Origin of the sequence: Nocardioides albus, assembly GCF_014648255.1 — a bacterium.
GTDB lineage: Bacteria > Actinomycetota > Actinomycetes > Propionibacteriales > Nocardioidaceae > Nocardioides > Nocardioides albus.
Genome location: NZ_BMQT01000006.1, coordinates 44,147 through 69,785, shown reverse-complemented (window position 1 = coordinate 69,785; position 25,639 = coordinate 44,147). Strand labels below are relative to the sequence as shown.

Below are 25,639 nucleotides of genomic sequence, written 5' to 3'. Positions count from 1 at the left end.
CTTGCGTGGCACCATTCATGGTTGCCGGGCACTGTGACACGCTGATCCACCGCCGTAGCACGATCTAGAGCGTCTTGGGGGACCTCTGTGGACGAAGAGTTGAAGCGCATCGCACGTGGCGGTCTGCGCAGGGGGCGAGACCTTGCCCGCAAGGTCTACAACGACTCGCCTCTCTACAGCCGGGCCGACGACGTGCGTCTGCTCGTCGACTGCCCGATCTTCGACCACGAGTGGTACGCCGAGCAGGTCGGAGAGCGGCTCGACCGCAAACGGGCCGCCCGCCACTATCTCGAGCAGGACCGTGCCAAGCCGCTGGCGCAGCCCAGCCCGCTCTTCGACCCGGAGTTCTTCGTCGCGCGGCTGAGTCCGCGGCTGCGCAAGCAGATGGGCGACCAGGACCCGTTCCTCTACTGGCTGCGCGCCGAGCTGTGGCTGCAGCCGACCCACCCGCTCTTCGACACCGACGGCTACACCGAGCGGCGCCAGACCGAGAACTTCTACGGCGGCGCGATCGGCCACTACGTCGACCGGGGCGCCCGCAACGGACGGCGCGCCAACGACTGGCTGGAGCAGGTCGACGGCCGGTTCCCCGATCTGCGGGACTGGATCAAGGATCGTCGAGCGGAATGGCGGGCTCGGCAGGTCGGTCCGCAGACGTGGCGGCCGGCCATCGACCGCGCCGCCACCCCGGCCGACCGAGCACCGGCCGGCACAGTCAGCGTCATCGTCGACCTGGGCGCCTCCGACGAGCTCGCTCGGGGGACGCTCGAGAGCGTCGCCGCCCAGAGCGGGGTGAGCACCGAGATCATCGTCATCGACCGAGGTCTGACCCCCGCAGCCATCGGGTCGGCCGCGGACCTCGTCCCCGGCGCCCGGGTCGTGCCCGGGGACCCCGACCGTGGTGAGCCGGGCGTCGTCGCGGCGTTCTCGCAGATCAGCGGCGACTTCGTTGCGTACGTCGCTGGGGGAGAGGTCTGGAAGCCCGGTCGTCTCGCGCGGCTGGTCTCGGTGGCCGAGGCGGCGGGGAAGCCGCTGGTCGCCGACGTGCTGGAGCGGCCGTGGCAGCCGGAGCAGCGGTTCGCCGTCGACGTACCTCCGGCCTCGCCCGGCCCCGACGTCCCCGGTCCGCTGATGCGCGTCCTGATGTCGCGGCTGCTGATCTCCACGTCGCTGCTGAACGAGATCGGCGGGCCACGCGCTGGCATCGGCTTCGGCTGGGCCTACGACCTCGCGCTGCGGCTGACCACGAAGACCACGGTCGAGGTCGTCCCCGAGGTCGGCGTCGAACGGCGCCAGGGCATCAACCCGCGCCGACCGCGCCAGGACCGGCTCCCGCTGGACCCCTTCGACCTGGAGTCGTGGGAGGACGTCGTACGCAACCGGGCCTTCATCGACTGGGCTGCTCTCGCCGCGCGCACCCCTGACCCGGACGTGGTCTCGGTCGTCATCCCCACCTACGACGACTCGCTGCTGACCGTCGGTGCGGTCGAGGCCCTGATGGAGCACGGCGCGGGGGAGAAGCGGCTCGAGGTCGTGGTCTGGGACAACGGCTCCTCGGCCCGAGTCTCGGCGGTGCTCGACTCGCTGCCGCTGCGGTTCCCCGAGGTGAAGGTGGTGCACAGCACCGTCAACCACAACTTCGCGCTCGGCAACAACCTCGCCATCCCGTACGTCACCGGCGAGACCGTCGTCTTCCTCAACAACGACACCACGGCGCTGGCCGGCTGGCTCTCGCCCCTGGTCTCTGCTCTCGAGGATCCCGAGGTGCTTGCGGCGCAGCCGCTGCTGCTCTACCCGAGCGGGTCGGTGCAGTCGGCCGGCGTCGTCTTCCCGCCCTACGGCGGGTTGCCCTACAACATGCTCGCCGAGTATCCGCCCGAGGACGCCACCGGCCTCCCGGGTCACCGGTTCTCGGCGCTCACCGGCGCCGCGCTGGCGATGCGCTACCGCGACGTCGTCGCGCTCCAAGGATTCGACCCGATCTTCACCAACGGCATGGAGGACGTCGACCTGTGCCACCGGCTCGCCGCGCTGCGGTCCGGGTCGTTCCGGGTGGTGACCACCTCGGAGGTCGTCCACCACGAGTCGAAGTCGAAGGGCCGCTTCGCGCGCGCCCCGCGCAACCGGCTGATCTACCTCGACCGCTGGGCCGGCCGAGTGGAGCCACGCGACGACGCCGCCGCCTGGGCGGCCTGCGGCTACCAGGTCGTCGGCCGGGCGACGGCAGGCGAGCCGACCGGCCCCGCGAAGACGTACGCCGCCACCCGCCCGATCATCGCCCCGATGCCGCGCGCCTCGATCGTCGAGGGCGCACCGCAGCTGCGCTGGTCGATCAAGATCTCCGCGCCAGGAGCGCCGGAGGGGGAGCGGTGGGGCGACACCCATTTCGCTCGTGCGCTGGCCCGTTCGTTGCGCAAGCTCGGCCAGTCTGCGGTCGTCGACCACCACTACGAGTGGGAGCGACCGAGCGCGCTCGACGACGATGTCGTGGTCACCCTGCGCGGTCTCTCGCGCTACTTCCCGTCGCCCGACGGCCGGATCAACATCGGCTGGGTGATCTCCCACCCCGATGCTGTCACCCGCGCCGAGGCGGCCGGTTTCGACCGGCTGCTGGCGGCCGGGCCGGCGTGGGCCGAGCGGATGTCGGCACGCTGGGGGATCCGCATCGACCCGTTGCTGCAGGCCACCGACCCCGAGCTGTTCAACCCGGACCGGGCGCTGCCCGACAGCGGCCACGCGGTGCTCTTCGTCGGCACCTCGCGAGACGTCGAGCGACCGATCATCCACGACGCGGTCGCCGCGGGGCTGCCGCTGTCGGTCTACGGTCACGGCTGGGAGCCCTACATCCCGCGCCACTACGTCAAGGCTCAGCACATGCCCAACACCCGGCTCGGCGCGGAGTACCGAGCCGCCGGGGTCGTCCTCAACGACCACTGGGCCGACATGCGCGACTACGGCTTCATCTCCAACCGTCTCTTCGACGCCGTCGCCTCCGGGGCCCGGGTCATCTCCGATGACGTCGTCGGTCTTCGCGACGTCTTCGGTGACACGGTGCAGGTCTACGAGACCCCCGACGACCTGGTGAAGTGGTCCTCGATGCCCGACCCGTCGGTGGTCTTCGGCACCGACGACCACATCCGCGCCGAGGCCGCCCGCATCCACCGCGACCACGGCTTCGACGCCCGCGCCCGCTCTCTCCTCGACATCGCGCTCGAGGAGCGCGCCAAGCGCACCCGTCCCTAGCCGAGGCGTCACGTACGTCGGCCGAGAAGTCACGTACGTCGGCCGAGGCGTCACTGCTCGCGGCGTACGAAACCTGTCAGAGTGTCCGCATGACGAAGCTGTCGGTGATCCAGCTGCGCGAGCGGGACGCACTGGTCGATGACCTGAGGTCGCTCTCTCCGGAGCAGTGGCGCTCGGCAACCCTCTGCGGCGAGTGGGACGTGGAGGAGGTCGTTTCGCACCTCGGCGCCGCCTCACGACTCTCGTTCCCGGCTTGGCTGCGCAGCATGATCGGGGCGCGGTTCGATCCGGACGTACACAACCGCAGGCGGCTCGAGGAGTTCCGCGGGTCCTCTCCAGAGGAGACGCTCGAGACGTACGCCGGGATCGGGCCCATCGGGCTGCCTCGGAAGGAGAGCGTCGGCGGGCTGGGCGAGATGATCGTGCACGGCGAGGACATCCGGCGGCCCCTGGGCATCCGGCACGATCCCGACCCCGACGGGCTCTCGGCGGTCGCGACGTTCTTCGCCACGAAGGACTTCGCGGTCAACAGCAAGACGCTGGTCGAGGGCCTCCGGCTCCGAGCGTCCGACGCGGAGTTCGATGCCGGCCACGGTCCCGAGGTCAGCGGCCGCCTGCTCGATCTGGTCATGGCGATGGCCGGCCGGCGCGCGGTCCTGGAGGACCTGAAGGGAGACGGCGTGCCCGAGCTGCGCCGTCGGCTGGACTGAGCCCTCCGAACCATCTGGTTCGTACAGATGGCCGTAAGGTGTTGGATGGCGATGACGGCACAGCGGTATGGAGGAGACGGGTTGGGCAGCGACCGGAGCCGGCTCGAGCGGTTGATGCAGGAGTCGATTCGGATCTCACCGGCCCCGGGAAGCCACTCGCCCGCCTGGCGCGCGAGCGTCACGCTGCTCGTCGGGCTGGTGGCGCTGGCCGGCATCGGACACATCGAGCTGGCGGCGTACGCCTGCTTCGGCACCTTCGCCTCGATCTACGGTGGCCGCCAGCCGCTGCGAGGACGCTGGCGGACCCAGGCTGCGGCCGGGGCGCTGATGTGTGCCGCGGTCCTGTGCGGCGCCCTCGTCGCGACCTCCCCACACCGGGCCTGGCTCGTCATCCCCGTCGCCGCGGTATGGGCCGCGGCCGGGTCGATGCTCTCGGACCGGTTCGTACTGCGGCCGCCGGGCCCGATGTTCCCGGTGTTCGCGGTGGCGACATGTGCCGCGCTCCCGGTGACCCTGTCGGGGGTCGCAGTGGCCGTCGGCGTTGCCGCGGCCGCGGCCCTGATCGCGGTGCTCCTCGGGCTGCTCGAGGAGCGGCTGGCCGGCAGCGGAGCACCGGTAGAGGCCAGCCGTGGTGAGGTACGCCTCGACCACGCGACCGCGGTCGTCGTCGCGGTCGTGGTCGCCGGCACGGTCTCCACCGCGCTCGGGCTCGGCCACACCTACTGGGCGATGGTGGCCGCAGCCGTACCGTTCGGCGTCACCGGGCTGCTGGCGCAGACGACTCGCGGACTGCAGCGCGTCGTCGGCACCCTGGTCGGCCTGGTCCTGGCAGCGGTACTGCTCTCGGTCTCCCTCCCCGCCCTCCTCGTCGCGGTGGTCGTGGCCGCGCTCCAAGCGGTCACCGAGCTGCTCGTCGGGCGCCACTACGGCCTCGCCCTCATCGCCATCACCCCGCTCTCGCTGCTGATGGTCCAGCTCGGCCACCCACAGCCCGTCGACGCCCTGCTCTGGTCCCGCCTCGTCGAGACCCTCCTCGGTGTCGTCGTAGGCCTCGCCGCCGCCTTCGCCCTCCGCGAGTTCCGACGCCGCCCCTGACCCGCCGAGGCGTCACCCACGTCGGCCGAGGCGTCACGTACGTCGGCCGAGACGTCATCGCAGTGCCAAGTCGGCCGACGCGAGCGACGCTTCGGCCGTCCTACGTGACGCTTCGGGCGTACGGGGAGTTGAGGTAGAGGATTACGCGCCGACTCGGCTACATCTTCTCGAAGACCGCCTGGTCCAGAACCCGGCGCTCGTCGTCGGCGAGGACCAGGAGGTCCTCGCGGGCGAGGCCGGTGCCTTCACCGGTGGGGGAGAGGTTGATGAAGAACTCGTGCTTGACGGTGTCGTGGAAGGAGGTCTCCCGCATCGAGATGAAGCCGAGGTCGGCGAGGTCCTGGAGGAGCAGGCGGAGGTGGTTGGGGGTGCAGACCCAGTTGTGGGTGTCGATGTAACGCTCCCCGCGCCTGGCCTCCTCACCGCTGGCCTTCACGGCCTCCAGGCCGTGGGCGAAGGTGTAGTCGCCCTTGTGGCGCGGGCCCCAGGCGGTGATGCCGCCGTGCTTGGCCGCGTTGAGCCGCTCCTCGATGACCGCACCCATGGTGTGCACCGATGACGGGTAGAGGGAGGCGTCGATGACCCGCGAGAGCGAGGCCCGCTCCCGGAACCGGTCGAAGCAGTAGCGGTGGTCGGGGATGACCAGGGCGAGCACTCCGTCGGGCTCGAGGAGCTTCTCGCACTCGTTGAGGAAGTCGATCATCGAGGTGGTGTGCTCGATGACATGGGAGGCGACGACCAGGTCGAAACGCTCCGGGATCACCTCTGACCAGGGAGTGCCGGGCCGGAAGACGTAGTCGACCTCCTCGATGTCGTCGGGGTCGTACTGCGAGAAACCCGAATACCGCTGAACCAGACCCTCGCGGTCGAGATAGTCGACGATGCGTACGTCGTAGCCGTCGCGCTTGGGCAGGATCGCGTTGTGCGCAGGCCCGATCTCCAGGATCAGGGCGTCGGGCTTGACCCCGGCGAGCACCTGCTCGCGCCGCAGGCCGAGCCGGTCCTGGCCCGGGATCGCCGGCACCGCGGTGGTGCGGTTGCGGTCGCCCTGCAGCCTGTCCACCTTCGTACGCAGCTTCTGGTTGCGCTGTTTGAGCTCGTCGATCCGGTGGTGCAGGCGCGCGGCCTCGGCATCGGCGGCACGGACGGTCTGCAGACCCGCGGCAGCGAGGCCGCGGCGTACGGCGCCCCTGAAGGTGGGCAAGACAGGTCCTCCTGAAGAGTTCAGCTGTTGCGGGGTGGGATGTAGGGCTCGGCGGCGAGAGCGGCCCGGCCGCGCTCGGCGCCGCGGGCGTGCTCGTCGTCGGGCACGGCCTTGTCGTTCTCGGGGTCGAGCACGTCACGCATGAGGTCGGGTTCCAGCGCGCGGTTGAGCACGATGTGCAGGTGGTTGGTCAGCCAGTCGTCGAAGGCGTAGTCACCCGAGAAGGCGCCGGCGGCGAGCTCGGCACGGGTGGGCGTACGCGCCAGGTAGGCGTCCTGCAGGGTGCCGTTCAGGTAGCGCTGATAGTCGCGCATTCCGTGGTGACGGGGGCTCGGCTTGAGGTCCGGGTTGGCCTCGTAGCCCTTGCCGGCGTTGAGCACCTTGCGCTCGAGCTGGGACCAGGACCGCCACGGTAGATGGAGCACCTCCATGGCCACCTCGTCGGCCGGCTGGCCGTTGCTCTTCAGCGAGACGAAGTGGTTGCCCTGGACGACCTTGATGTCGGACTCGCCGCGGTGGATCGCGTTGGGTGTGGGGTGGGCATGCAGCCCGGCGGCCTCGAGCCGCTCGTCGGAGCGCCGGTCGCGCCACTGGAGCCGGTTGACGCCGCCGCCGGTCCAGGCGGGCGGGCCGACGAGGTTCTCCACCTCGACGGTGAACGCGTTCAGGGACAGGGGAGTGGCCTCGAGCGCCTGGCGTACGGTCAGGCCCTTGTCCTTCGGCACCAGGAACTCGTCGGCGTCGAGGTTGAGGACCCAGTCGGCGCGGAAGTGGGTGCGCGCACGGCGGGCCATCGCAGTGACGACCTTGCCCTGCTGCTTCTCGTGGACGGGGTCGTGGTGGAGCTCGACCCGCCCCGTCGCGGCGTAGCGCTCGAGCACCTCTGTGGTGCCGTCGACCGACGCGTTGTCTGTGACGATCAACGTGTCGACACCTTGGTCCAGGTGGTGCTCGATCATCGCGGCGACGATATCGACCTCGTCCCGGACCATCATTGTCCCGATGATCCTCATGCCGCGAAACACTACCGGCCCGGTGGACGTTGTCGAGATCCCGCGCCGTACGACGGACGCCCCGCCGGCCGCGGGCGGCAGCGTGGCGGTGTGGGCTAGCGGCGCGAGGTGTGCAAAGGTTGATGCCGTCCGTGCGTATCCAGAAGGGGGCTGGCCGAGCCAGTGCTGACCATCCTTGTCATCTTCGTGGCGATGCTTCTCATCGTCGCGCTGGCCGGACTGGTGATCGTCTACACGGTCTTCCCCCACCGCGGACAGAAGATGCCGTACGCCACCAAGCTCGGTGAGGCGATGGAGCGGGCCGTCGACACGGCCCCCACGCTCAGCCCGGCGACGCGTCTGCAGGAGCGCCGCGAGGACCATCTCACCGAGCTGCTCGGTGACGGCTCCGCGGAACCGACCCCCGAGCGCGACTAACCCCCTGCGCCGAGACGTCGGTTTCTGACGTCGAGGCGTCGGTTTCTGACGCCGAATGGTCCATTCGGCGTCAGAAACCGACCTCTCGCGGCCAGGAACTGACGTCTCGGTGCGGATTTGATTGGATGATGCCATGGACATGGTCACCCTCATCGTCATCATCGCGGTCGCCGCTGTCGCGATCATCGGCGGCGGCATCGCCGGTCTGGTCACCACCACTCGGCGCCGCAAGGGCCGTTCGCTGCCGACCGAGGCGGGGACCGATGTCATCACACGTCCAGAAGAGCCCACGGTCGAGGAGCCCTCGGTCGAGGGGGCCGAGCCGGAGACGGTGCCGGCCGAGCCGGCCGCTCCGGTCATCGAGAAGCCGGAGAGCACCGCGTCTCGCCTGGTGCGGCTGCGCCAGCGTCTGGCCGGTTCCAACGCGCTGGGCCGAGGCCTGCTCAACCTGCTCTCGACCGACAAGCTCGACGAGGACACCTGGGAGTCGATCGAGGATCTGCTGCTCACCGCCGACATCGGGGTCGCGCCGACCCAGGAGCTGGTCGACGGGCTGCGCACCCGTCTGCGCGTCGAGGGCGGCAAGGTCGACCCCAAGGCGGCGCTGCGCGAAGAGCTGATCAAGCTGGTCGACCCGGACATGGACCGTCGGCTCCAGGTCAGCGGTGCCGACGACGGCGCCCCCGGCGTGGTGCTGATGGTCGGCGTCAACGGCACCGGCAAGACCACCACCACCGGCAAGCTCGCCCGCATCCTGGTCTCCGAGGACCGCAAGGTCGTCCTCGGTGCTGCCGACACCTTCCGCGCTGCCGCCGCCGAGCAGCTCACCACCTGGGGCGAGCGCGTCGGCGTCGAGGTCATCCGCGGCCCGGAGGGAACCGACCCGGCCAGCGTCGCCTTCGACTCGGTCAAGGAGGGCCTCGACACCGGTGTCGACACGGTCATCGTCGACACCGCCGGACGCCTGCAGAACAAGGCCGGCCTGATGGACGAGCTCGGCAAGGTCAAGCGAGTCATCGAGAAGCAGACCCCGGTCACCGAGGTCCTGCTCGTCCTCGATGCGACCACCGGCCAGAACGGCCTCATCCAGGCCCGCGTCTTCAGCGAGGCCGTCGCCGTCAGCGGCATCGTCCTCACCAAGCTCGACGGCTCCGCCAAGGGCGGCATCGTCGTCGCCGTCCAGCGCGAGCTCGGCGTCCCGGTCAAGCTCGTCGGCCTCGGCGAGGGCCCCGACGACCTGGCTCCGTTCACGCCCGAGGCCTTCGTCGACGCGCTCCTGGGCTAGCCGTCGACGCACATGTCGATCCACCGGTGTCACATGGCAGGATCGCCGGTATGCGCCATTCACTCGCCGGTCGGGCCGAGACCTCCATGCAGGCCCGACTGCTCGCCCAGCTCCGCGACGAGGGTCCGCTCTCGCGGGTGCAGCTCGCCGACCGGCTGAGCGTCTCTCGCACCACGATCGCGGCCGAGGTCGGCAGGCTGACCGAGCTGGGCATGGCCCATGAGGTCGGGCCGGCGGCCTCCCGAGGTGGACGGCGCTCGACCCTGGTCGACCTCGCGCCGGACATCCGGTTCGTCGGCATCTCGATCGGTGCCACAAGCATGTCGGTCGGACTCACCGACGGCCGGCTGTCGGTGATCGAGACCCGCACCCGGGCCTGCGACATCCGCAGCGGTCCGGAGAACGTCCTGGCGACCGCGCTCGACGAGGTCCGTACGCTCCTGGACGAGCACGGCGTCTCCGAGCCGATGGGCGCGGGCGTCGGCGTACCTGGGCCGGTCGACTTCCACCGTGGCGTCTCGGTGTCACCGCCGATCATGCCGGGCTGGGACGGCTACCCGGTGCGGGACGCGGTCGCGCGTGAGCTGGGCTGCCCGGTCGTGCTCGACAACGACGTGAACGTGCTCGCGGCGGGGGAGCAGCACGCCGGAGTCGCCCGCACCGCGCGCGACTTCCTCTACGTCAAGATCGGCACCGGCATCGGCTGCGGGATCGTCGTCGACGGGGAGCTCTACCGCGGCGTCGACGGCTGCGCCGGCGACATCGGCCACATCCGGGTCGAGGACTTCGGGCCCACGTGTGCCTGCGGCAACACCGGTTGCCTGGAAGCCTTCTCCGGGGGAGCGGCCCTGGCCCGCGAGGCGCTCGCCGCGGCCCGCTCCGGACGCTCCCCGGTGCTGGCCGAGCTGCTCGCCGAGAAGGGTGAGCTGAGCGCGGAGGACATCGCCGTCGCGGTGGCCCGCGGCGATGCCCAGGCGGTCCAGCTCATCCGTGAGAGCGGTCATCGCATCGGCCAGGTGCTCGCCAGCCTGGTGTCGTTCTTCAACCCCGGGCTCATCGTCATCGGCGGACGGGTCAGCAAGCTCGGTCATGGGCTGCTCGCCGAGATCCGCAGCGTGACCTACCGTCGCTCGCTGCCCCTGGCGACCGGCAACCTCCCCATCGTGCTCAGCGAGCTGGGGGACGAGGGTGGCGTCATCGGCGCTGCTCACCTGATCAGCGCCTCGGTCTACGCCCCCAGCAGCGGCGAGGCGTAAACCCGCCCTTCTGTCGCCTCGAGGGCGTCACATCGTCTCATCTTTCGAAAACACCTTGCGAAAGTTCGCAACTTGCTTGACGTGACCCGCGTCACATCGCTACGTTCGCCAGCGATCTCGCTCCCTTCCACGACAGCGAGAGAAGGAGATGGACCGTGCGCAGATTCACCCTCTGGAGCGTCGCCACCACCGTGGTCTCCGGCCTCCTGGTTCTCCCCCTCACGACGTCCGCGGACGCGGCCCCCTCGGCTGCCCCACCGCCGGACACGGACTTCGAGAAGGTCACCCTCAACGACCGCCCCGGTGAGCCGATGGACCTCGCGGTCCTGCCCAACGGGGACGTCCTCCACACCACCCGGGCAGGAAAGGTGTGGCTCAACGACGCCGACACCGGCGTCAACAGCGTCGCAGCCCAGTTCGATGTCTACCAGCACGACGAGGAGGGTCTGCAGAGCATCGCTCTGGACCCTGGATACAACGGCCGGACCAACAAGTGGGTCTACGTCTACTACTCGCCGCCCATGAACACCCCTGTCGACGACCCGGCCACGCCGGACGTCAACGAGGGTGACGCGCCCGAGTACGGCTCGCCGGCCGACTTCGAGCCCTTCAAGGGCGCGATCCGACTCTCGCGCTACCAGTACGCCGGCGGCAAGATCGACCTCTCCACCGAGCAGCAGATCATCGACGTACCGGTGGACCGGGGGCGCTGCTGCCACGTCGGCGGCGACATCGTCTTCGACTCCGCGGGCAACCTGATCCTCGCCACCGGCGACGACACCGACCCGTTCCAGTCCGACGGGTACGCCCCGCTCGACGACCGCGAGAACCGAAGCCCCGCCTTCGATGCGCGGCGTACGGCCGCCAACACCGACGACCTGCGCGGCAAGCTCCTCCGGATCAAGCCGAAGGCAGGCGGCGGCTACACCGTCCCCGCCGGGAACCTGTTCGCGCCGGGCACCGACAAGACCCGCCCGGAGATCTACGCGATGGGCCTGCGCAACCCGTTCCGGATCGAGATCGACCCGCAGACCGACCGCGTCTACGTGGCCGACTACTCACCCGACGCCTCCGCGGCGAACCCCGAGCGCGGGCCGTCGGGTCAGGGCAAGTGGACCGTCGTCTCGGAGCCGGCCAACTACGGCTGGCCGCTGTGCGCGACCGCCGAGATGCCCTACCGCGACTACGACTTCGCGACCGGGACCTCGGGACCGGCCTTCGACTGTGACGCCCCGATCAACGACTCTCGGCACAACACCGGTCTGACCGAGCTCCCGCCGGTCACCCAGCCGACCGTCTGGTACACCTACGGCCAGTCCGAGCAGTTCCCTGAGCTCGGTACGGGCGGCATCGCCCCGATGGCCGGCCCGGCGTACGACTTCCAGAAGTCGGCGACCAAGGACCCGCGCTCCGGCGCCTGGCCTGAGTACTACGACGGTGTTCCGCTGTTCGCGGAGTGGGGCCGGGACTACATCAAGGGCATGCGGCTCGACGCCGACGGCGAGCTCACCGGCATCGAGTCCGTGCTCTCCACGTTCGCCACGGACAACGTGATGGACCTGGAGTTCGGCAAGGACGGCTCGCTCTACATGCTCGAGTACGGCGACGGGTTCTTCAGCGAGAACGAGGAGGCCCAGGTCTCCCGGATCGACTACATCGCCCGCACCGGCAACCACAGCCCGAAGCCGGTCATCAGCGCCGACAAGACCGCCGGTCAGCCGCCGCTGACCGTCGCCTTCGACAGCGCCGGGACGACCGATCCCGACGGCGACCGGCTCACCTACCAGTGGGACTTCGACGGGGACGGCACCTTCGACGCCACCGGGAAGACCGCCACTCACACCTACGAGAAGCCGGGGGCGTACCGCGCGACCCTGACCGTCACCGACAAGGGCAAGGCCGGTCGGGGCAAGCACGCCTCGGCCGACGTCGACGTGATCGTCGGCAACGACGTGCCGGTGGTCACCCTGACCACCAGCCCCGCTCCAGGGGAGGCGTTCCACTTCGGTGACACCGTCCAGTTCCAGGTCGAGGTGGCCGACGACCAGGCGGTCGACTGTGACCGGGTCTCGGTGACGTACGTCCTGGGCCACGACGAGCACGGGCACCCGCAGACCACCGCGAACGGCTGCAGCGGCTCGATCGTGACGACCGTCCCTGGCGGCCACGACCCCGGGCAGGACGACCTGAATGCCGTCTTCGTGGCGGAGTACACCGACCCGGGCGTCGGCGACATCCCGGCGCTCACCGGTAGTGACGAGGTGGTGATCGCTCCCAGCGAGTGATCCTCGCGGACGACTCGAGAGGGGCATCCGGCCGACCATGGCCGGGTGCCCCTCTCGTTACTTTGTCCAATAACTTTTCAAAGTCTGACACAAACTTTGCAGAAACCGCCATCTAGGGGTTGTAGAACGTGCCGGAGGTCACTAGTTTGTCTTCCGGGCACCGAATTCTGTGACTGTCATCACAAGTCGGTGCTCACCGACTCCAGATTCAACGACCCGACCCCCGATCGCCGGACAGGAGGCCACCATGCGCGACGCAGACATCATCGTGCGGGTCTCCGCGACCGCAGACCCGGCCGCCGTCCGGACGGCCCGCCTTGGCCTGCTGCTCCGATCGCTGCGCGACGGCGGGCCGCGGTCGCGCGGCCGCCTGGCCGAGGAGACCGGGCTGACCCGCTCGGTAGCGACCGGGCTGGTCGACGAGCTCGCCGAGCTCGGGCTGGTCTCCTGCGAGGACGCCGGGCGCCGCGGTGCCGGCCGCCCGGGAATCCAGGTCCGTCTCGTCGGCGGTGCCGTGTGCGGTGTGGGTGCCGAGATCAACGTCGACCACCTCGCCGTCGTGGCCCTCGACCTGTCCGGCACCGTGATCGCCGAGGCCCGCCGCGGCATCGACGGCCGGAGCCTTCCGCCGGACGGTGTCCTGGACGAGGTCGCCGACCTGGTCGCCGACGCGCTTGCCGAGGCACGGACCGCCGGGTCCACCGTCACCGGCATCACCGTCGGCGTTGCCGGTCTCGTCGACGCCACCACGCAGCTCGTCACGCTCGCCCCCAACCTCGGCTGGCGCGACGTCGACGTCGCCGAGGAGGTACGCCGCCGGCTGGCCACCACCGCCTCGCCGGTGCCCCCGGTGCGGGTGGCCAACGAGGCGACTCTGGCTGCCACCGCCGAGCTCGAGCCGACCGGCTCAGCCCACTCCGACCCCGCTGATCTCGCCGACCGTGCCGACATGGTCGTGCTCTACGGCGAGGTCGGCCTGGGTGGTGCCATCGTCAGCGGCGGCCGGGTGGCACCCGGCCGGCACGGCTGGGCCGGCGAGATCGGCCATCTCCCGGTCGACCCGCGCGGTCGCCTCTGCGGCTGTGGCCGCACCGGCTGCTGGGAGACCGTGGTCGGCCTGCGGGCGCTCCTCGAGGCGGCGACCGATCCCGACGACCCGGTTCGCGACCCCGCGCTGACCCTGGAGGAGCGGCTCGCCACCCTGGTCGAGCGGGCCCGGCTCGCAGACGGACGCACCTTGGCCGCGCTGGAGGAGGTCGGTTCCTGGCTCGGCACCGGCGCCGCGGTCCTGGTCAACACGCTCAACCCCGGCACTGTCGTGCTCAGCGGCTACTTCGCCGTCCTCGGCGAGTGGCTCCTTCCGGCGCTCGAGGCCCGGCTCGCCGCCGACGTGCTCGCGCCGCGTGCCGGTGGCACCCGGGTCGCGATCTCAGCCTTCGGCCCGACCGCCGCAGTCCGCGGCGGCGCGCTGGTCTCCCTCGAGCCGCTGCTCTCCGATCCCACCGCTCTCGCTGAACTGCACGGAGGAACCCGATGACCCAAACCCCAGAGCCGTCGCCGGACGGCCCCGCCGCCCGGGCAGACGGGGGTGACGCACTGCTCCAGATGACCGGGATCGTGAAGCGGTTCCCGGGCGTGCTCGCTCTCGGCGGCGTCGACCTCGACGTCCGCGCGGGCGAGGTGCACTGTCTGCTCGGGCAGAACGGTGCCGGCAAGTCGACCCTGATCAAAGTGCTCTCCGCGTCGTACCAGCCCGACGAGGGGGAGATCCGCTGGGAGGGCGAGCCGGTCCGGCTGACCACGCCGGTCGCCGCCATGAAGCGGGGCATCTCGACCATCTACCAGGAGCTCGACCTGGTTCCGGGGCTCACCGTCACCGAGAACGTCTTCCTCGGGCACGAGCTCGCGACCGCCGGGTTCAGCCGTCGTGCCGAGGCCACCCAGCGGGTGCGCGCGATCCTGGCCCGGCTCGGCCACAGCGAGGTCGACCCGAACCGCCTGGTCGGGGATCTCTCACCGGCCGGGCAGCAGATCGTCAGCATGGCGCGCGCTCTCTCCCACGACACCCGGCTGCTCATCCTCGACGAGCCGTCCGCGGTCCTCGACCAGGAGGAGGTCGACAACCTCTTCCGGGTGGTCCGCGGCCTCACCGCCGAGGGCGTCGCGATCATCTACATCTCCCACCGCCTCGAGGAGATCCGCCAGATCGGCGACCGGATCACGGTCCTCAAGGACGGCCGCACCGTGGCCACTGGGCTCTCGGTCGCGGAGACCCCGACCTCCGAGCTGATCACCCTGATGACCGGTCGCGAGATCGAGTACGTCTTCCCCGAGCGTCCCGCGACCCGCCCCAGTCAGGACGCCGCGCCGGTGCTCGAGGCCAGCGGCCTGTCCGGCGACCGCTTCCACGACGTCGACCTGCGCGTCCACGCCGGCGAGATCGTCGGTCTGGCCGGCCTGGTCGGCTCCGGTCGCTCGGAGATCCTGGAGACCATCTACGGCGCCCGCCGCTCGACCACCGGCACGGTCACCATCAACGGCCGCCGGCTGCGCGGCGGCTCGGTCCGTGCCGCGGTCGCCGCCGGGGTCGGTCTGGCTCCGGAGGAGCGCAAGAGCCAGGGGCTGCTGCTCGACCAGGCGGTCTACCGCAATGTGACGATCTCGTCCCTGGGCCGGTTCTCCAAGGCGAGCTTCCTGGACAGCGGCGCCGAGCGCCGCGCCGCCGAGGAGCTCACCCGCTCGCTCGACGTACGTCCTGCCGGGGTGGACCGGCCGGTCCGCAACCTGTCCGGCGGCAACCAGCAGAAGGTCGTGCTCGCCCGGTGGCTGCTGCGCGACTGCAAGGTGCTGCTCCTCGACGAGCCCACCCGGGGTGTCGATGTCGGGGCACGCAGCGAGATCTACAACCTCGTCCGCCGCCTGGCCGACGAAGGTGTCGCCGTGGTCGTGGTGTCCAGCGAGGTGGAGGAGGTGCTCGGTCTCTCCGACCGGGTCCTCGTCATCAGCGAGGGTGCCGTCGTCCACGAGGGACCCGCCACCGAGATCGATGAGTCGAAGGTCCTGGACCTCGTGATGGAAGGAGAGGTCGCATGAGCGACAACCCGACGAACGCTGCTGTGGCCGAGGAGGACACGGCTCGGGTCGAGAAGGAAGCGGCCCGACGGGCCGAGCCCGGTGGCCTCGGCCAGTTGCTGCGCAGCGGCGCCGGCCACAACCTTGGCCTGGTCCTGGCGCTGGCGCTGCTGGCCGTCATCGGCATCGCCACCGGGGGTGAGCGGTTCGCCTCGGTCGACAACGTGATGACGATCCTGCGACTGTCCGCGGTGATCGGCGTGGTCAGCATCGGGATGACGTTCGTGATCACCGGCGGCGGCATCGACCTGTCGGTGGGCGCCCTGGTCGCGCTCTCCTCGATCTGGTGCACGACGGTGGCGACCCAGACGATGGCCAACGACATCCACTGGATCATCATCGTCACCACCGCTCTCCTGGTCGGCGCGGGAGCAGGCCTGATCAACGGACTGCTGATCGCGTACGGCGGCGTGGTGCCGTTCATCGCCACGCTTGCGATGATGGCCAGCGCCCGCGGTCTGGCCGAGATCATCTCGGCGCGCAAGACCCAGATCGTCAGCGTGCCGGGCTTCACCGACGCGTTCTCGCGCGAGATCCTGGGGATCTCGGTGCTGATCTGGATCTTCGCCATCGTGGCCGTGATCGGCTGGGTCCTGCTCAACCGGACCACCTTCGGCCGGCGCACGCTGGCCATCGGCGGCAACCCGGAGGCCTCGCGACTGGCCGGCATCAACGTACGCCGCCACACCGTGCTCCTCTACGTGCTCGTCGGTGTCTGCTGCGGCATCGCCGCGGTGATGCTGATCAGCCGCACCACGACCGGCAGCGCCACTCACGGCCAGCTCTACGAGCTGGACGCCATCGCGGCGGTCGTCATCGGCGGCACCCTGCTCTCCGGCGGTCGCGGCAACATCATCGGCACCGTCTTCGGGGTGCTGATCTTCATGACCCTCACCAACGTGTTCGTGCTCAACAACCTCTCGATCTCCGCCCAGGCCTTCACCAAGGGCCTGATCATCATCGCCGCCGTGCTGCTGCAGAAGCGGTTCTCACGACAGCCCGGTTCGTAGCCGCCGTACCTTCTCGGATCTCTCGGACTCACCCGCCCCTCCACCTCCGCACGATCTAGGAGCAGTTCCATGAACCTGAAGTCCCCAGCAAGACGCCCCCTCGCCCGTCGCGTGGGCACCGGCCTCGTCGCCGGTCTCGCGGTGCTCGCCCTCTCGGCCTGCATCAGCAACACTCCCGAGAAGTCCGAGAACGTCGGCGGCACGTCCAACGCCAAAGCCGGCTCCAACGACGAGAAGGGCGACACGGTCGTCATCGGCTTCTCGGCCCCCGCCGCCGACCACGGCTGGATGGGCGCGATCAGCGAGCAGGCCAAGACGGCCGCCGACTCCTACGAGGACGTCGAGCTGCGCCTGGCAGAGGGCACCAACGAGGTCGGTCTGCAGATCAGCCAGGTCGAGACCTTCATCAACGACAAGGTCGACGCCATCGTGCTGCTGCCCTTCGACGGCGCCGCGCTGACGCCGGTGGCGCTCAAGGCGATGGAGGCCGGCATCCCGGTCATCAACGTCGACCGCGAGTTCAACGACCCCAACGCCGCCCGGGTCACCGTGCTCGGCGACAACTACGGCATGGGTGTCTCGGCCGGTGAGTACGTCTGCGAGCAGGCCGGTGGCAAGACGGGCGCCGTCGTCGCCGAGATCGCCGGCATCGACTCGCTGCCGCTGACCCAGGACCGCAGCAAGGGCTTCAAGGACGCGCTGTCCGAGTGCGGCCTCGACGTCGACAACCGGGTCGCGGCCGACTTCACCGTCGAGGGCGGCGAGAAGGCGGCCTCCAACCTGCTCCAGGCCGCGCCGAAGATCGACTTCCTGTGGAACCACGACGACGACCAGGGTGTCGGCGTCCTCGCCGCGATCAACAACGCCGGCCGCGACGAGTTCACCATGGTCGGCGGCGCCGGCTCGGCCAACGCGATGCGCGAGATCGAGTCGGACAAGGGCGTTCTCAAGGCCACGGTCATCTACCCGTCGACCCAGGCTGCGGACGGCATCAAGCTCGCCCGGCTCCTGGCGCAGGACAAGGCGATGTCCGACCTGGTCGAGGTGACCGTGCCGCGCACCATCCAGCTGGACGCGCCGGTCGTCACCAAGGACAACGTGGAGGAGTTCCTCCCCACGGCCTTCGAGTCCTGATCGAGCCCGACCCTGGGCAGATCACGTCAGACCGCAAGATCGCTCCGCGCTCGGGCGCGGAGCGACACCACCGAAACACAGGATCGAGTTCCGATGACCGAGCAGAAAGCCACGCTCGGTGTGGGGATGATCGGCTATGCCTTCATGGGCGCCGTACACTCCCACGCCTGGCGCAGCGCCCACCGCTTCTTCGACCTTCCCCTGACGCCGCGCATGCAGGTCGTCTGCGGCCGTGACGCGACCCGCGTCGCCGAGGCCGCGACCCGGTTCGGCTGGGAGGATAGCGCCACCGACTGGCGCGACGTGATCGCCCGCGACGACGTCGACCTGGTCGACGTGTGCACACCCGGCGACACCCACGCGGAGATCGCGATCGCCGCGCTCGAGGCCGGCAAGCACGTGCTGTGCGAGAAGCCGCTGGCCAACAGCGTGGCCGAGGCCGAGCGGATGGCCGCGGCCGCCGCGGTGGCCGCCGAGCGCGGCGTGCGCACGATGGTGGGCTTCACCTACCGCCGGGTGCCCGCCATCGCTCTGGCCCGCAAGCTGGTCGCTGACGGTCGGCTCGGGGAGCTCCACCACGTCCGCGCGCAGTATCTCCAGGACTGGCTGGCCGACCCCGAGGCCCCGCTGAGCTGGCGCCTCGACAAGTCCAAGGCCGGCTCGGGGGCCCTCGGCGACATCGGTGCCCACGTCATCGACCTGACCCAGCACATCACCGGCGACCGGATCCAGGAGGTCTCCGGGATGCTGGAGACCTTCGTCAAGGAGCGCCCGGTGGCCGAGGACTCCTCCGGACTCTCCGCCACTGCCGGAGCCGACCGTGGACCGGTCACCGTCGACGACACCGCGCTCTTCCTGGCCCGGTTCGCCGGGGGAGCGGTCGGCTCCTTCGAGGCCACCCGCTTCGCCACCGGTCGCAAGAACGCGATCCGGATCGAGATCAACGGGTCGAAGGGCAGTCTCGCTTTCGACTTCGAGGACATGAACGTCCTGCACTTCCACGACGCGACCCTGCCGGACACCGAGGGCGGCTTCCGCCGGATCGTCGTCACCGAGCCCGAGCACCCGTGGGTGGGCGGTTGGTGGCCTCCGGGCCACGGCCTCGGCTACGAGCACGGCTTCACCCACCAGGTCGTCGACCTGGTCCAGGCGCTCGGCGCCGGCACCGACCCGGCGCCGACCTTCGCCGACGGCCTCCAGGTGCAGCGCGTGCTCGCCGCGGTCGAGACCAGCTCCGACACCAGGACCTGGCAGGAGATCCCCGTCTGACCCACGCGGGGCCGCCCGGCCGATTCCAGCCTGTTCAGACCGTTGAGCACAGAAGGGATACGCATCATGAAGCACGGATCGAGAAGATTGCGGACACTGATCGCGGGAGTCGGGCTGGTGGCGGTGGCCGCCTTCGCCCCGGGCCTGTCGGCGGCACCGGCCGCGAACGCGGACGGCTCCGGCGGGAGCGCGGAGGTGGGGACGTACGACGTCCTGGTCTTCTCCAAGACCGCCGGGTTCCGGCACGGCTCCATCCCGAACGGCGTCGCGGCGATCCAGAGGCTGGGCGCGGAGAACGGCTTCACGGTGACCGCCACCGAGGACGCGGCCGTGTTCAACGACACCGACCTGGCTGCGTACGAGGCGGTGCTGTGGCTCTCCACCACCGGTGACGTGCTCGACGCGACACAGCAGGGCGCGTTCGAGCGCTACATCCAGAGCGGTGGCGGCTATGTGGGCGTCCACGCCGCCTCCGACACCGAGTACGACTGGCCCTGGTACGGCGAGCTCGTCGGTGCGTACTTCGCCGGCCACCCCGCCCAGCAGACCGCGACGGTGAAGGTGCACGCGCACAACACCGCGGCGACTGCCGAGCTGCCGAAGCGGTGGACGCGCTGGGACGAGTGGTACAGCTTCCGGGACCAGCCGGCCGACTCGATCCGCGTCCTCGCCGACCTCGACGAGCGCAGCTATGACCCGGGCCGGTTCGCCATGGGCGACCCGCACCCGATCGCCTGGTGCCACGAGTACGACGGCGGCCGGGCGTTCTACACCGGCATGGGCCACACCAACGAGTCGTTCACCGAGCCGGAGTTCCTCTCCCACGTGCTCGGCGGTATCGAGATGGTTGCCGGGGTCGCGCCGTTCCGCTGTGAGGCGGGCTGATGGGCAGGGCGGTCGGGCTCTGGCTGGTCGGTGCCTGCGGCTCGGTGGGCGTCACGACGACGGTCGGTGCGCTGGCCGTCCGGGCCGGGCTCGCCGGACGGGTCGGACTGGTGGCCGAGCATCCGGAGATCGCGGCTGCCGGGCTGTCCTCCCTCGACGACCTGGTGATCGGTGGGCACGACCTCGATGTCGAGACGCTGGTGAAGCGGGCCGAGAGGCTCGCCGCCGGCGGGGTCGTTCCCGCTGGGATCCTGCCGGCGCTCGCCGGCGAGCTGGCCGAGGTCGAGGGGCGGCTGCGTACGGGCTACGACCCGGCGGGCGAGGAGCCTCAGGGCGTCGCGGTCGATCGGCTGAGCGCCGACCTGGTCGCCTTCCGTGAGACCCACGGACTCGAGCGGGTGGTCGTGGTCGATGTGGCGAGCACCGAGCCGCCGGCCGAGGTCGTGGCCGGCGGACCGCTCACCGACCCTGAGGTCCTCGCCGCGGCGCTGGCCGCGGGAGAGTCGCCGCTGCCGGCCAGCTCGGTCTACGTCCTGGCCGCCTACCGGGCGGGGTGCCCGGTGGTCTCGTTCACGCCCAGCCCCGGGCCGCGGCTGCCGGTGCTGGTCACGCTCGCCGAGCAGGCCGGGCTGCCTTGGGCAGGCTCGGACGGGAAGACCGGGGAGACGCTGCTGAAGTCCGCGCTGGCGCCGATGTTCGCGACGCGGGCGCTGCAGGTCAACGCCTGGGCCTCGTACAACATGCTCGGTGGTGGCGACGGCGCCACGCTCGCCGACCCGGACAACGCGCGGAGCAAGCTCGTCACCAAGGCTCAGGGGCTGGAGGCGATGCTCGGCCACCCGGTGGAGGGGCCGATGCACATCGACTACGTCCCCGACCACGGTGACTGGAAGACCGCCATCGACCACGTCTCCTTCGAAGGGTTCCTCGGGGTGCGGATGTCGCTGCAGTTCACCTGGAACGGCTGCGACTCGGCGCTGGCAGCGCCGCTGGTCCTGGACCTGGCGCGGCTCACGCTGCGAGCGCATCAGGCGGACGAGAGTGGGCCGCTTCCGTTCGGGTTCTTCTTCAAGGACCCGGCCGGCTCGACCGAGCACCGGCTGGGTACGCAGTGGGAGGAACTGGTCGCGTGGTGCGGCCGGGTAGGCGCATGACGCCTCGAGCCTTCGCTGAGCTGGTCCGGCTGCCGGCGGCACTCACTGTGCCGGGGGACAGCCTGGCCGGGGCGGCCGCGGCGGGCCCGTTGCGGGGGCGATGGTTCGCGATGCCCGTCGCCTCGGTGGCGCTCTACTGGGCCGGGATGGCGCTCAACGACTGGGCCGACCGTGATCTCGACGCCGTCGAGAGACCGGAACGCCCGATCCCGTCCGGCCGGGTCACCTCCCGCCAGGCGCTCGGGGTGGCTGCCGGGCTGACCGCGGCGGGTGTCGGCCTGGCCGCGCTCGCCGGAGGACGCCCTGCCGCCGCAACGGCGGTCGCCCTCGCCGGAGCGGTGTGGGCCTACGACACCGTCCTCAAGGACACGGCTGCGGGTCCGGTCGCGATGGCGGCGGCTCGAGGTCTCGACGTCCTCCTCGGGGCGAGTGCGAGCGGACGTACGCGGGCTGGGCTGGTGCCGGCGGGTCTGCTGGCCGCACACACCGCCGGGGTCACCCTGCTCAGCCGGGGCGAGGTCCACGGCACCCGGGCCCTCACCGCAGGCATCGCCGGCGGGGTCACGGTCGCGACTGCGGCCGCGGCGGCCGGCCACGGGCGGGCGGCGCTTCCGGTCGCTCTCGCCGCGACGTACGCCGCCGGTGTCGGGTCGGCTCAGCTCGCCGCCGTCTCCTCGCCGGACGCCGGGACGGTCCGGCGGGCGACCGGCGCCGGGATCCGCGGGATGATTCCGCTCCAGGCCGCGCTGGTCGCGCGTCGCTCGCCGTTGGCCGCGCTCGGGCTGCTCGCCGCGGGGCCGATCGCGAAGGCCGCCTCGAAGGTGGTGTCGCCGACATGAGCGCGCTGAGGTTCGGCTACGGCACCAACGGCATGCACAGCCACCGGCTCGAGGACGCCCTCGCGGTCCTGGCTGACCTGGGCTACGACGGGGTCGCTCTGACTCTCGACCATCTTCATCTGGACCCGTACCGGCCGAACCTGGCGGGCCGGGTCGGGCAGGTGCGTCGTCGGCTGGACGAGCTCGGGATGTCGGTCGTCATCGAGACCGGAGCCCGCTACATCCTCGACCCGCGCCGCAAGCACTACCCGACCCTGCTCCACCCGGGGCCGGAGGCGAGCCGCCGGGTCGACTACCTCCACCGGGCGGTCGAGGTCGCGGCCGACCTCGGCGCCGAGGCGGTCTCGTTCTGGTCGGGCAGCCTTCCCGACGGTGTCGACGAGGATCGCGCCTGGGGCCGGCTGTGCGACGGGGTGTGGCGGGTCCTCGACCTGGCCGCCCGCCGCGGCGTCGTGTGCGCCGTCGAGCCCGAGCCCGGCCACTTCATCGACACCCTCGACGACGTCCTCGAGCTGCGCCGCCGTCTCGACGACCCGGCTCTTCTCCGGGTCACCCTCGACATCGGTCACGTGGTGTGCAACGAGCCGCGGGGGATGGCAGAGACCATCCGCCGCGCGGGGTCGCTGCTGGCCAACGTGCAGGTCGACGACATGGTCGAGGGGGTCCACGAGCACCTCGAGCTCGGCGCCGGCGAGGTGGACTTCGCCGCCGCGCTCGGCGCTCTCGTCGAGATCGGCTACACCGGGCTCGCGGCGCTCGAACTTCCTCGCCAGTCCCACGCCGCTCCGGCCGTCGCCGAGCGCTCTCTGGCGTTCCTGCGCGAGACCCTCGCTGCGGTTCCCGACGCCATGGAGGTGCGCGCATGAACATGTCTTCGGAAGGTGATCGTGTTGGTCTCGACACGCTCGCTGGCGCTCGCGGCTCGACCGACGGGAGATCCGCTGGTCGAGCCGCCGGAGCCGCTAGGCGGAGGCGTGTCGAGACCAACACAGTCGTCGACGAGCTGACCCTCAATGCCTGGTGCGCCGAGATCGAGACCGACCCCACCCGGATCAGGACCCGCTTCCCGGCTGCAGCCAGGGAGATCGGCCGCACGCCCGGCACCTCGCCGGAGCCGGGCGCGGAGCGGGTCGAGGACGACGTACGCGTGAGCCTGCTGCTGGCGCTCGGCCGTGGCCTGGCCGGCGACCCCGACACGTTGAGCGCCGAGGTGCACGACCTCTACCGCTTCGGCGACGCCGACGAGCGGCGGGCGGTCCTTCTCGGCCTCGGACGCCTCGCCGACGCCATCGGCGACCGTGCGGTCGACCTGCTCCACGACGCCCTGCGCACCAACGACCCGCGGCTGGTGGCTGCGGCGATGGGGACGTACGCCGCTCGTCTCGATCCCGCGGCCTGGCGCCAGGCCGTCCTCAAGTGCCTCTTCGTCGGCGTACCTCTGCGGCTGGTCGCCGGTGTCGAGGACCGTGCCGACGACGAGCTGCGCCGGATGGTCGCCGACTACGCCGCCGAACGTCGCGCGGCCGGCCGCGAGGTGCCCGCCGACGCCCTGCCCTTCCTGCCCGCCCCCACTCAGACCACTCGGGAGTCCTGATGCGCATCTTCGATCCACACATCCACATGAGCTCGCGTACGACCGACGACTACGAGGCGATGTACGCCGCCGGCGTCCGCGCCCTGGTGGAGCCGGCGTTCTGGCTCGGCCAGCCCCGGACCAGCGTCGACTCGTTCGTCGACTACTTCGACGCGCTGGTCGGCTGGGAGCGGTTCCGGGCCTCGCAGTTCGGCATCGCCCACCACTGCACGATCGCGCTCAACCCGAAGGAGGCCAACGACCCGCGCTGTACGCCGGTGCTCGACCTGCTGCCGCGCTATCTCGCCAAGGACGGGGTGGTCGCGGTCGGCGAGGTGGGCTTCGACTCGATGACGGAGGACGAGGAGAAGGCGTTCAGCCGCCAGCTGGAGCTGGCCCGTGAGTTCGCGCTGCCCGCGATGGTGCACACGCCCCACCGCGACAAGCTCGTCGGCACCCGCCGCACCCTCGACCTCGTCGAGGCGGCCGGCGTGGAGCCCGGGATGGTCGTCGTCGACCACCTCAACGAGGTGACCGTCGACGTCGTCGACGAGGCGGGCGCCTGGATGGGCTTCTCGATCTACCCCGACACCAAGATGGACCCCGACCGGATGGTGGCGATCCTCCAGCGCCGCGGTCTGGACCGGGTGCTGGTCAACTCCGCCGCCGACTGGGGCAGGAGCGACCCGCTGCGCACCAGGGCGACCGGCGAGGCCATGCTCGCGGCCGGCTTCACCGAGGACGACGTCGACCGGGTGCTGTGGCGCAACCCCGTGGAGTTCTTCGGGCAGAGCGGCCGGCTGCTCCTCGACGTGCCCGGCGCCGACCTGGGCGCCACCTACGCCGGCAACTCGCTGCTGCGAGGTGAGCGCGGATGAGGTTCCGGCACCGGGACGGCACGGTCGTCCATCTCGGCTACGGCAGCAACGTCCACCCCGCCGAGGACGTCGACGGCATCCTCGACCAGCTCCGCCGCTACGCCGGCGAGGTGCGGGCCCGGCTCGGGGTCGCGCGCCTCGGTCTCGGTCTGTGGCTGCCCGCCGCGACGGCGCACGAGCTGGCCGGTGACCCGGCCACCCTCGACCGGCTGCGCGCCGGCCTGGACCGGCACGGCCTGGAGGTCGTCACCCTCAACGCCTTCCCGTACGGCGGGTTCCACGCCCCGGTGGTGAAGCGCGACGTCTACAGCCCGGACTGGTCGACCCGGCGACGTCTCGACTACACCCTCGACTGCGCCCGGGTACTGGCCGCGCTGCTGCCCGACGACGCCGTCCGCGGGAGCGTCTCGACCCTTCCGCTGGGCTGGCGCACGCCGTGGTTCACCGACCGTGACCGGGCCGCCCGCGAGCTGATCGGCGAGCTCGCAGACGGCCTGGCCGGGATCGAGGCCGAGCAGGGCCGGCTCATCCGGGTCGGGTTCGAGCCGGAGCCCGGATGCGTCGTGGAGACGACGCGCGATGCGGTGACCCGGCTCGCCGGGCTCGCCCCGGACCACCTCGGGATCTGCGTCGACACCTGCCATCTCGCCACCCAGTTCGAGGACGCCACCGAGGCGCTCGACCGGCTCCGGGTGGCCGGACTTCCCGTCGTCAAGGTCCAGGTCTCAGCCGCGCTGCACGCCGACGCCCCGAGCGACCCGGCGACCCGCGAGGCCCTGGCCGCCTACTCCGAGGACCGGTTCCTGCACCAGACCCGCGAGCCGCGCGGCGGCCGCGTGGACAGCCGCGACGACCTGCCCGAGGCGCTCGGCGGCCATCGTCCGTTGCCGGCCGAGCATCCGTGGCGGGTGCACTTCCACGTACCTCTTCATGCCGACCCGGCGCCGCCGTTGCGCAGCACCCGTGACCATCTCGCGGGCACACTCGACGCGCTCCTGGGCGGCCCGGCGGCGCACACCGACCACCTCGAGGTCGAGACCTACACCTGGGGCGTACTGCCCGAGCAGGTCCGCCCGGACGGTGACGCCGGCCTGGTCGCGGGTATCGCGGCCGAGCTGGCCTGGACACGCGACCGGCTCCTCGAGGCCGGTCTCGAACAGCTGCAGGAGGCCTCCGCATGAGCGAGCGCAAGCGAGCGGCAACAAGCCTCAGGTCGCCGCGTCCGTATTCTCAGATTTGCCCTACGGAGGCGGCGGC

21 protein-coding genes are annotated in these 25,639 nt (G+C 70.9%); 19 read left to right on the top strand and 2 right to left on the bottom strand.

The features are described from left to right. Positions 1-87: 87 nt before the first annotated feature. The 3 genes from IEY84_RS13785 to IEY84_RS13775 all read left to right on the top strand — a co-directional run bounded on the left by IEY84_RS13785 (position 88) and on the right by IEY84_RS13775 (position 5,048). Complete coding sequence (locus IEY84_RS13785; protein ID WP_183546480.1) at positions 88-3,243, top strand: glycosyltransferase; 3,156 nt, start codon at positions 88-90, stop codon at positions 3,241-3,243. An 89-nt stretch (positions 3,244-3,332) separates the two neighbouring features. Continuing rightward, positions 3,333-3,953 (top strand): maleylpyruvate isomerase family mycothiol-dependent enzyme, encoded by a 621-nt coding sequence (locus IEY84_RS13780; protein WP_183546478.1) that lies wholly within the window; start codon positions 3,333-3,335, stop codon positions 3,951-3,953. A gap of 51 nt (positions 3,954-4,004) precedes the next feature. Continuing rightward, a complete protein-coding gene (locus IEY84_RS13775) occupies positions 4,005-5,048 on the top strand; it encodes an FUSC family protein (RefSeq protein ID WP_183546476.1) in 1,044 nt (347 codons plus the stop codon). 157 nt (positions 5,049-5,205) lie between these two features. On the opposite strand, the gene IEY84_RS13770 is transcribed toward IEY84_RS13775, so the two are convergent. Together IEY84_RS13770 and IEY84_RS13765 are read right to left on the bottom strand one after the other, a co-directional pair. Continuing rightward, positions 5,206-6,252: a methyltransferase domain-containing protein gene (locus IEY84_RS13770; RefSeq protein WP_183546474.1), complete on the bottom strand. Its 1,047-nt coding sequence runs from the start codon at positions 6,250-6,252 to the stop codon at positions 5,206-5,208. A 20-nt stretch (positions 6,253-6,272) separates the two neighbouring features. After that, positions 6,273-7,265 (bottom strand): glycosyltransferase family 2 protein, encoded by a 993-nt coding sequence (locus tag IEY84_RS13765; protein ID WP_229788663.1) that lies wholly within the window; start codon positions 7,263-7,265, stop codon positions 6,273-6,275. Between the two features lie 162 nt (positions 7,266-7,427). Here IEY84_RS13765 and IEY84_RS13760 point away from each other — a divergent pair, with 162 nt between their 5' ends. The 16 genes from IEY84_RS13760 (at position 7,428) to eboE (ending at position 25,563) form a co-directional block, all read left to right on the top strand. Continuing rightward, positions 7,428-7,682 carry a hypothetical protein gene (locus IEY84_RS13760; RefSeq protein ID WP_183546472.1) on the top strand — a complete coding sequence of 85 codons (255 nt, stop codon included), beginning with the start codon at positions 7,428-7,430 and terminating at the stop codon, positions 7,680-7,682. 133 nt (positions 7,683-7,815) lie between these two features. After that, entirely contained in the window at positions 7,816-8,967 is a 1,152-nt protein-coding gene (ftsY, locus tag IEY84_RS13755) for a signal recognition particle-docking protein FtsY (protein WP_183546470.1), read from the top strand. Positions 8,968-9,017: 50 nt separating this feature from the next. After that, positions 9,018-10,223 carry an ROK family transcriptional regulator gene (locus IEY84_RS13750; RefSeq protein WP_183546468.1) on the top strand — a complete coding sequence of 402 codons (1,206 nt, stop codon included), beginning with the start codon at positions 9,018-9,020 and terminating at the stop codon, positions 10,221-10,223. A gap of 155 nt (positions 10,224-10,378) precedes the next feature. After that, entirely contained in the window at positions 10,379-12,508 is a 2,130-nt protein-coding gene (locus IEY84_RS13745; RefSeq protein ID WP_183546466.1) for a PQQ-dependent sugar dehydrogenase, read from the top strand. A gap of 247 nt (positions 12,509-12,755) precedes the next feature. Then, the gene (locus IEY84_RS13740) at positions 12,756-14,045 is read left to right on the top strand and encodes an ROK family transcriptional regulator (protein ID WP_183546464.1); all 1,290 of its coding nucleotides are present in this window, start codon (positions 12,756-12,758) and stop codon (positions 14,043-14,045) included. Further along, complete coding sequence (locus IEY84_RS13735) at positions 14,042-15,601, top strand: sugar ABC transporter ATP-binding protein (RefSeq protein WP_221208917.1); 1,560 nt, start codon at positions 14,042-14,044, stop codon at positions 15,599-15,601. The genes IEY84_RS13740 and IEY84_RS13735 overlap by 4 nt, the downstream gene beginning before the upstream one ends. Then, entirely contained in the window at positions 15,598-16,650 is a 1,053-nt protein-coding gene (locus tag IEY84_RS13730) for an ABC transporter permease (protein WP_183546462.1), read from the top strand. Before IEY84_RS13735 ends, IEY84_RS13730 begins: the two co-directional genes overlap by 4 nt. Positions 16,651-16,719: 69 nt before the next feature. Further along, positions 16,720-17,784 (top strand): substrate-binding domain-containing protein, encoded by a 1,065-nt coding sequence (locus IEY84_RS13725; protein ID WP_183546460.1) that lies wholly within the window; start codon positions 16,720-16,722, stop codon positions 17,782-17,784. A gap of 93 nt (positions 17,785-17,877) precedes the next feature. Next, a complete protein-coding gene (locus IEY84_RS13720; RefSeq protein ID WP_183546458.1) occupies positions 17,878-19,053 on the top strand; it encodes a Gfo/Idh/MocA family protein in 1,176 nt (391 codons plus the stop codon). Positions 19,054-19,140: 87 nt separating this feature from the next. Next, positions 19,141-19,938, top strand: coding sequence for a ThuA domain-containing protein (locus tag IEY84_RS13715; RefSeq protein WP_229788662.1), 798 nt, complete (start codon positions 19,141-19,143; stop codon positions 19,936-19,938). Beyond that, entirely contained in the window at positions 19,938-21,092 is a 1,155-nt protein-coding gene (locus tag IEY84_RS13710; protein ID WP_183546454.1) for an inositol-3-phosphate synthase, read from the top strand. The genes IEY84_RS13715 and IEY84_RS13710 overlap by 1 nt, the downstream gene beginning before the upstream one ends. Beyond that, positions 21,089-21,931, top strand: coding sequence for an SCO3242 family prenyltransferase (locus IEY84_RS13705; RefSeq protein ID WP_183546452.1), 843 nt, complete (start codon positions 21,089-21,091; stop codon positions 21,929-21,931). The genes IEY84_RS13710 and IEY84_RS13705 overlap by 4 nt, the downstream gene beginning before the upstream one ends. Then, the gene (locus IEY84_RS13700) at positions 21,928-22,797 is read left to right on the top strand and encodes a sugar phosphate isomerase/epimerase family protein (protein WP_183546450.1); all 870 of its coding nucleotides are present in this window, start codon (positions 21,928-21,930) and stop codon (positions 22,795-22,797) included. Before IEY84_RS13705 ends, IEY84_RS13700 begins: the two co-directional genes overlap by 4 nt. Further along, entirely contained in the window at positions 22,794-23,525 is a 732-nt protein-coding gene (locus IEY84_RS13695; RefSeq protein WP_229788660.1) for an EboA domain-containing protein, read from the top strand. Before IEY84_RS13700 ends, IEY84_RS13695 begins: the two co-directional genes overlap by 4 nt. Continuing rightward, positions 23,525-24,382 carry a TatD family hydrolase gene (locus tag IEY84_RS13690; protein WP_183546448.1) on the top strand — a complete coding sequence of 286 codons (858 nt, stop codon included), beginning with the start codon at positions 23,525-23,527 and terminating at the stop codon, positions 24,380-24,382. The genes IEY84_RS13695 and IEY84_RS13690 overlap by 1 nt, the downstream gene beginning before the upstream one ends. Next, positions 24,379-25,563 carry a metabolite traffic protein EboE gene (gene eboE, locus IEY84_RS13685; RefSeq protein ID WP_183546446.1) on the top strand — a complete coding sequence of 395 codons (1,185 nt, stop codon included), beginning with the start codon at positions 24,379-24,381 and terminating at the stop codon, positions 25,561-25,563. Before IEY84_RS13690 ends, eboE begins: the two co-directional genes overlap by 4 nt. The last annotated feature ends 76 nt before the right edge of the window (positions 25,564-25,639 follow it).

Excerpts from the sequence above, each read along its gene's own strand:
- IEY84_RS13775 (WP_183546476.1), top strand. The coding sequence starts at position 4,005 with ATGACGGCACAGCGGTATGGAGGAGACGGGTTGGGCAGCGACCGGAGC.
- IEY84_RS13740 (WP_183546464.1), top strand. The coding sequence starts at position 12,756 with ATGCGCGACGCAGACATCATCGTGCGGGTCTCCGCGACCGCAGACCCG.
- IEY84_RS13710 (WP_183546454.1), top strand. The coding sequence starts at position 19,938 with ATGGGCAGGGCGGTCGGGCTCTGGCTGGTCGGTGCCTGCGGCTCGGTG.
- IEY84_RS13735 (WP_221208917.1), top strand. The coding sequence starts at position 14,042 with ATGACCCAAACCCCAGAGCCGTCGCCGGACGGCCCCGCCGCCCGGGCA.
- IEY84_RS13695 (WP_229788660.1), top strand. The coding sequence starts at position 22,794 with ATGAACATGTCTTCGGAAGGTGATCGTGTTGGTCTCGACACGCTCGCT.
- IEY84_RS13780 (WP_183546478.1), top strand. The coding sequence starts at position 3,333 with ATGACGAAGCTGTCGGTGATCCAGCTGCGCGAGCGGGACGCACTGGTC.
- IEY84_RS13765 (WP_229788663.1), bottom strand. The coding sequence starts at position 7,265 with ATGAGGATCATCGGGACAATGATGGTCCGGGACGAGGTCGATATCGTC.
- IEY84_RS13690 (WP_183546448.1), top strand. The coding sequence starts at position 23,525 with ATGCGCATCTTCGATCCACACATCCACATGAGCTCGCGTACGACCGAC.
- ftsY (WP_183546470.1), top strand. The coding sequence starts at position 7,816 with ATGGACATGGTCACCCTCATCGTCATCATCGCGGTCGCCGCTGTCGCG.
- IEY84_RS13720 (WP_183546458.1), top strand. The coding sequence starts at position 17,878 with ATGACCGAGCAGAAAGCCACGCTCGGTGTGGGGATGATCGGCTATGCC.
- eboE (WP_183546446.1), top strand. The coding sequence starts at position 24,379 with ATGAGGTTCCGGCACCGGGACGGCACGGTCGTCCATCTCGGCTACGGC.
- IEY84_RS13725 (WP_183546460.1), top strand. The coding sequence starts at position 16,720 with ATGAACCTGAAGTCCCCAGCAAGACGCCCCCTCGCCCGTCGCGTGGGC.
- IEY84_RS13705 (WP_183546452.1), top strand. The coding sequence starts at position 21,089 with ATGACGCCTCGAGCCTTCGCTGAGCTGGTCCGGCTGCCGGCGGCACTC.
- IEY84_RS13700 (WP_183546450.1), top strand. The coding sequence starts at position 21,928 with ATGAGCGCGCTGAGGTTCGGCTACGGCACCAACGGCATGCACAGCCAC.
- IEY84_RS13730 (WP_183546462.1), top strand. The coding sequence starts at position 15,598 with ATGAGCGACAACCCGACGAACGCTGCTGTGGCCGAGGAGGACACGGCT.
- IEY84_RS13750 (WP_183546468.1), top strand. The coding sequence starts at position 9,018 with ATGCGCCATTCACTCGCCGGTCGGGCCGAGACCTCCATGCAGGCCCGA.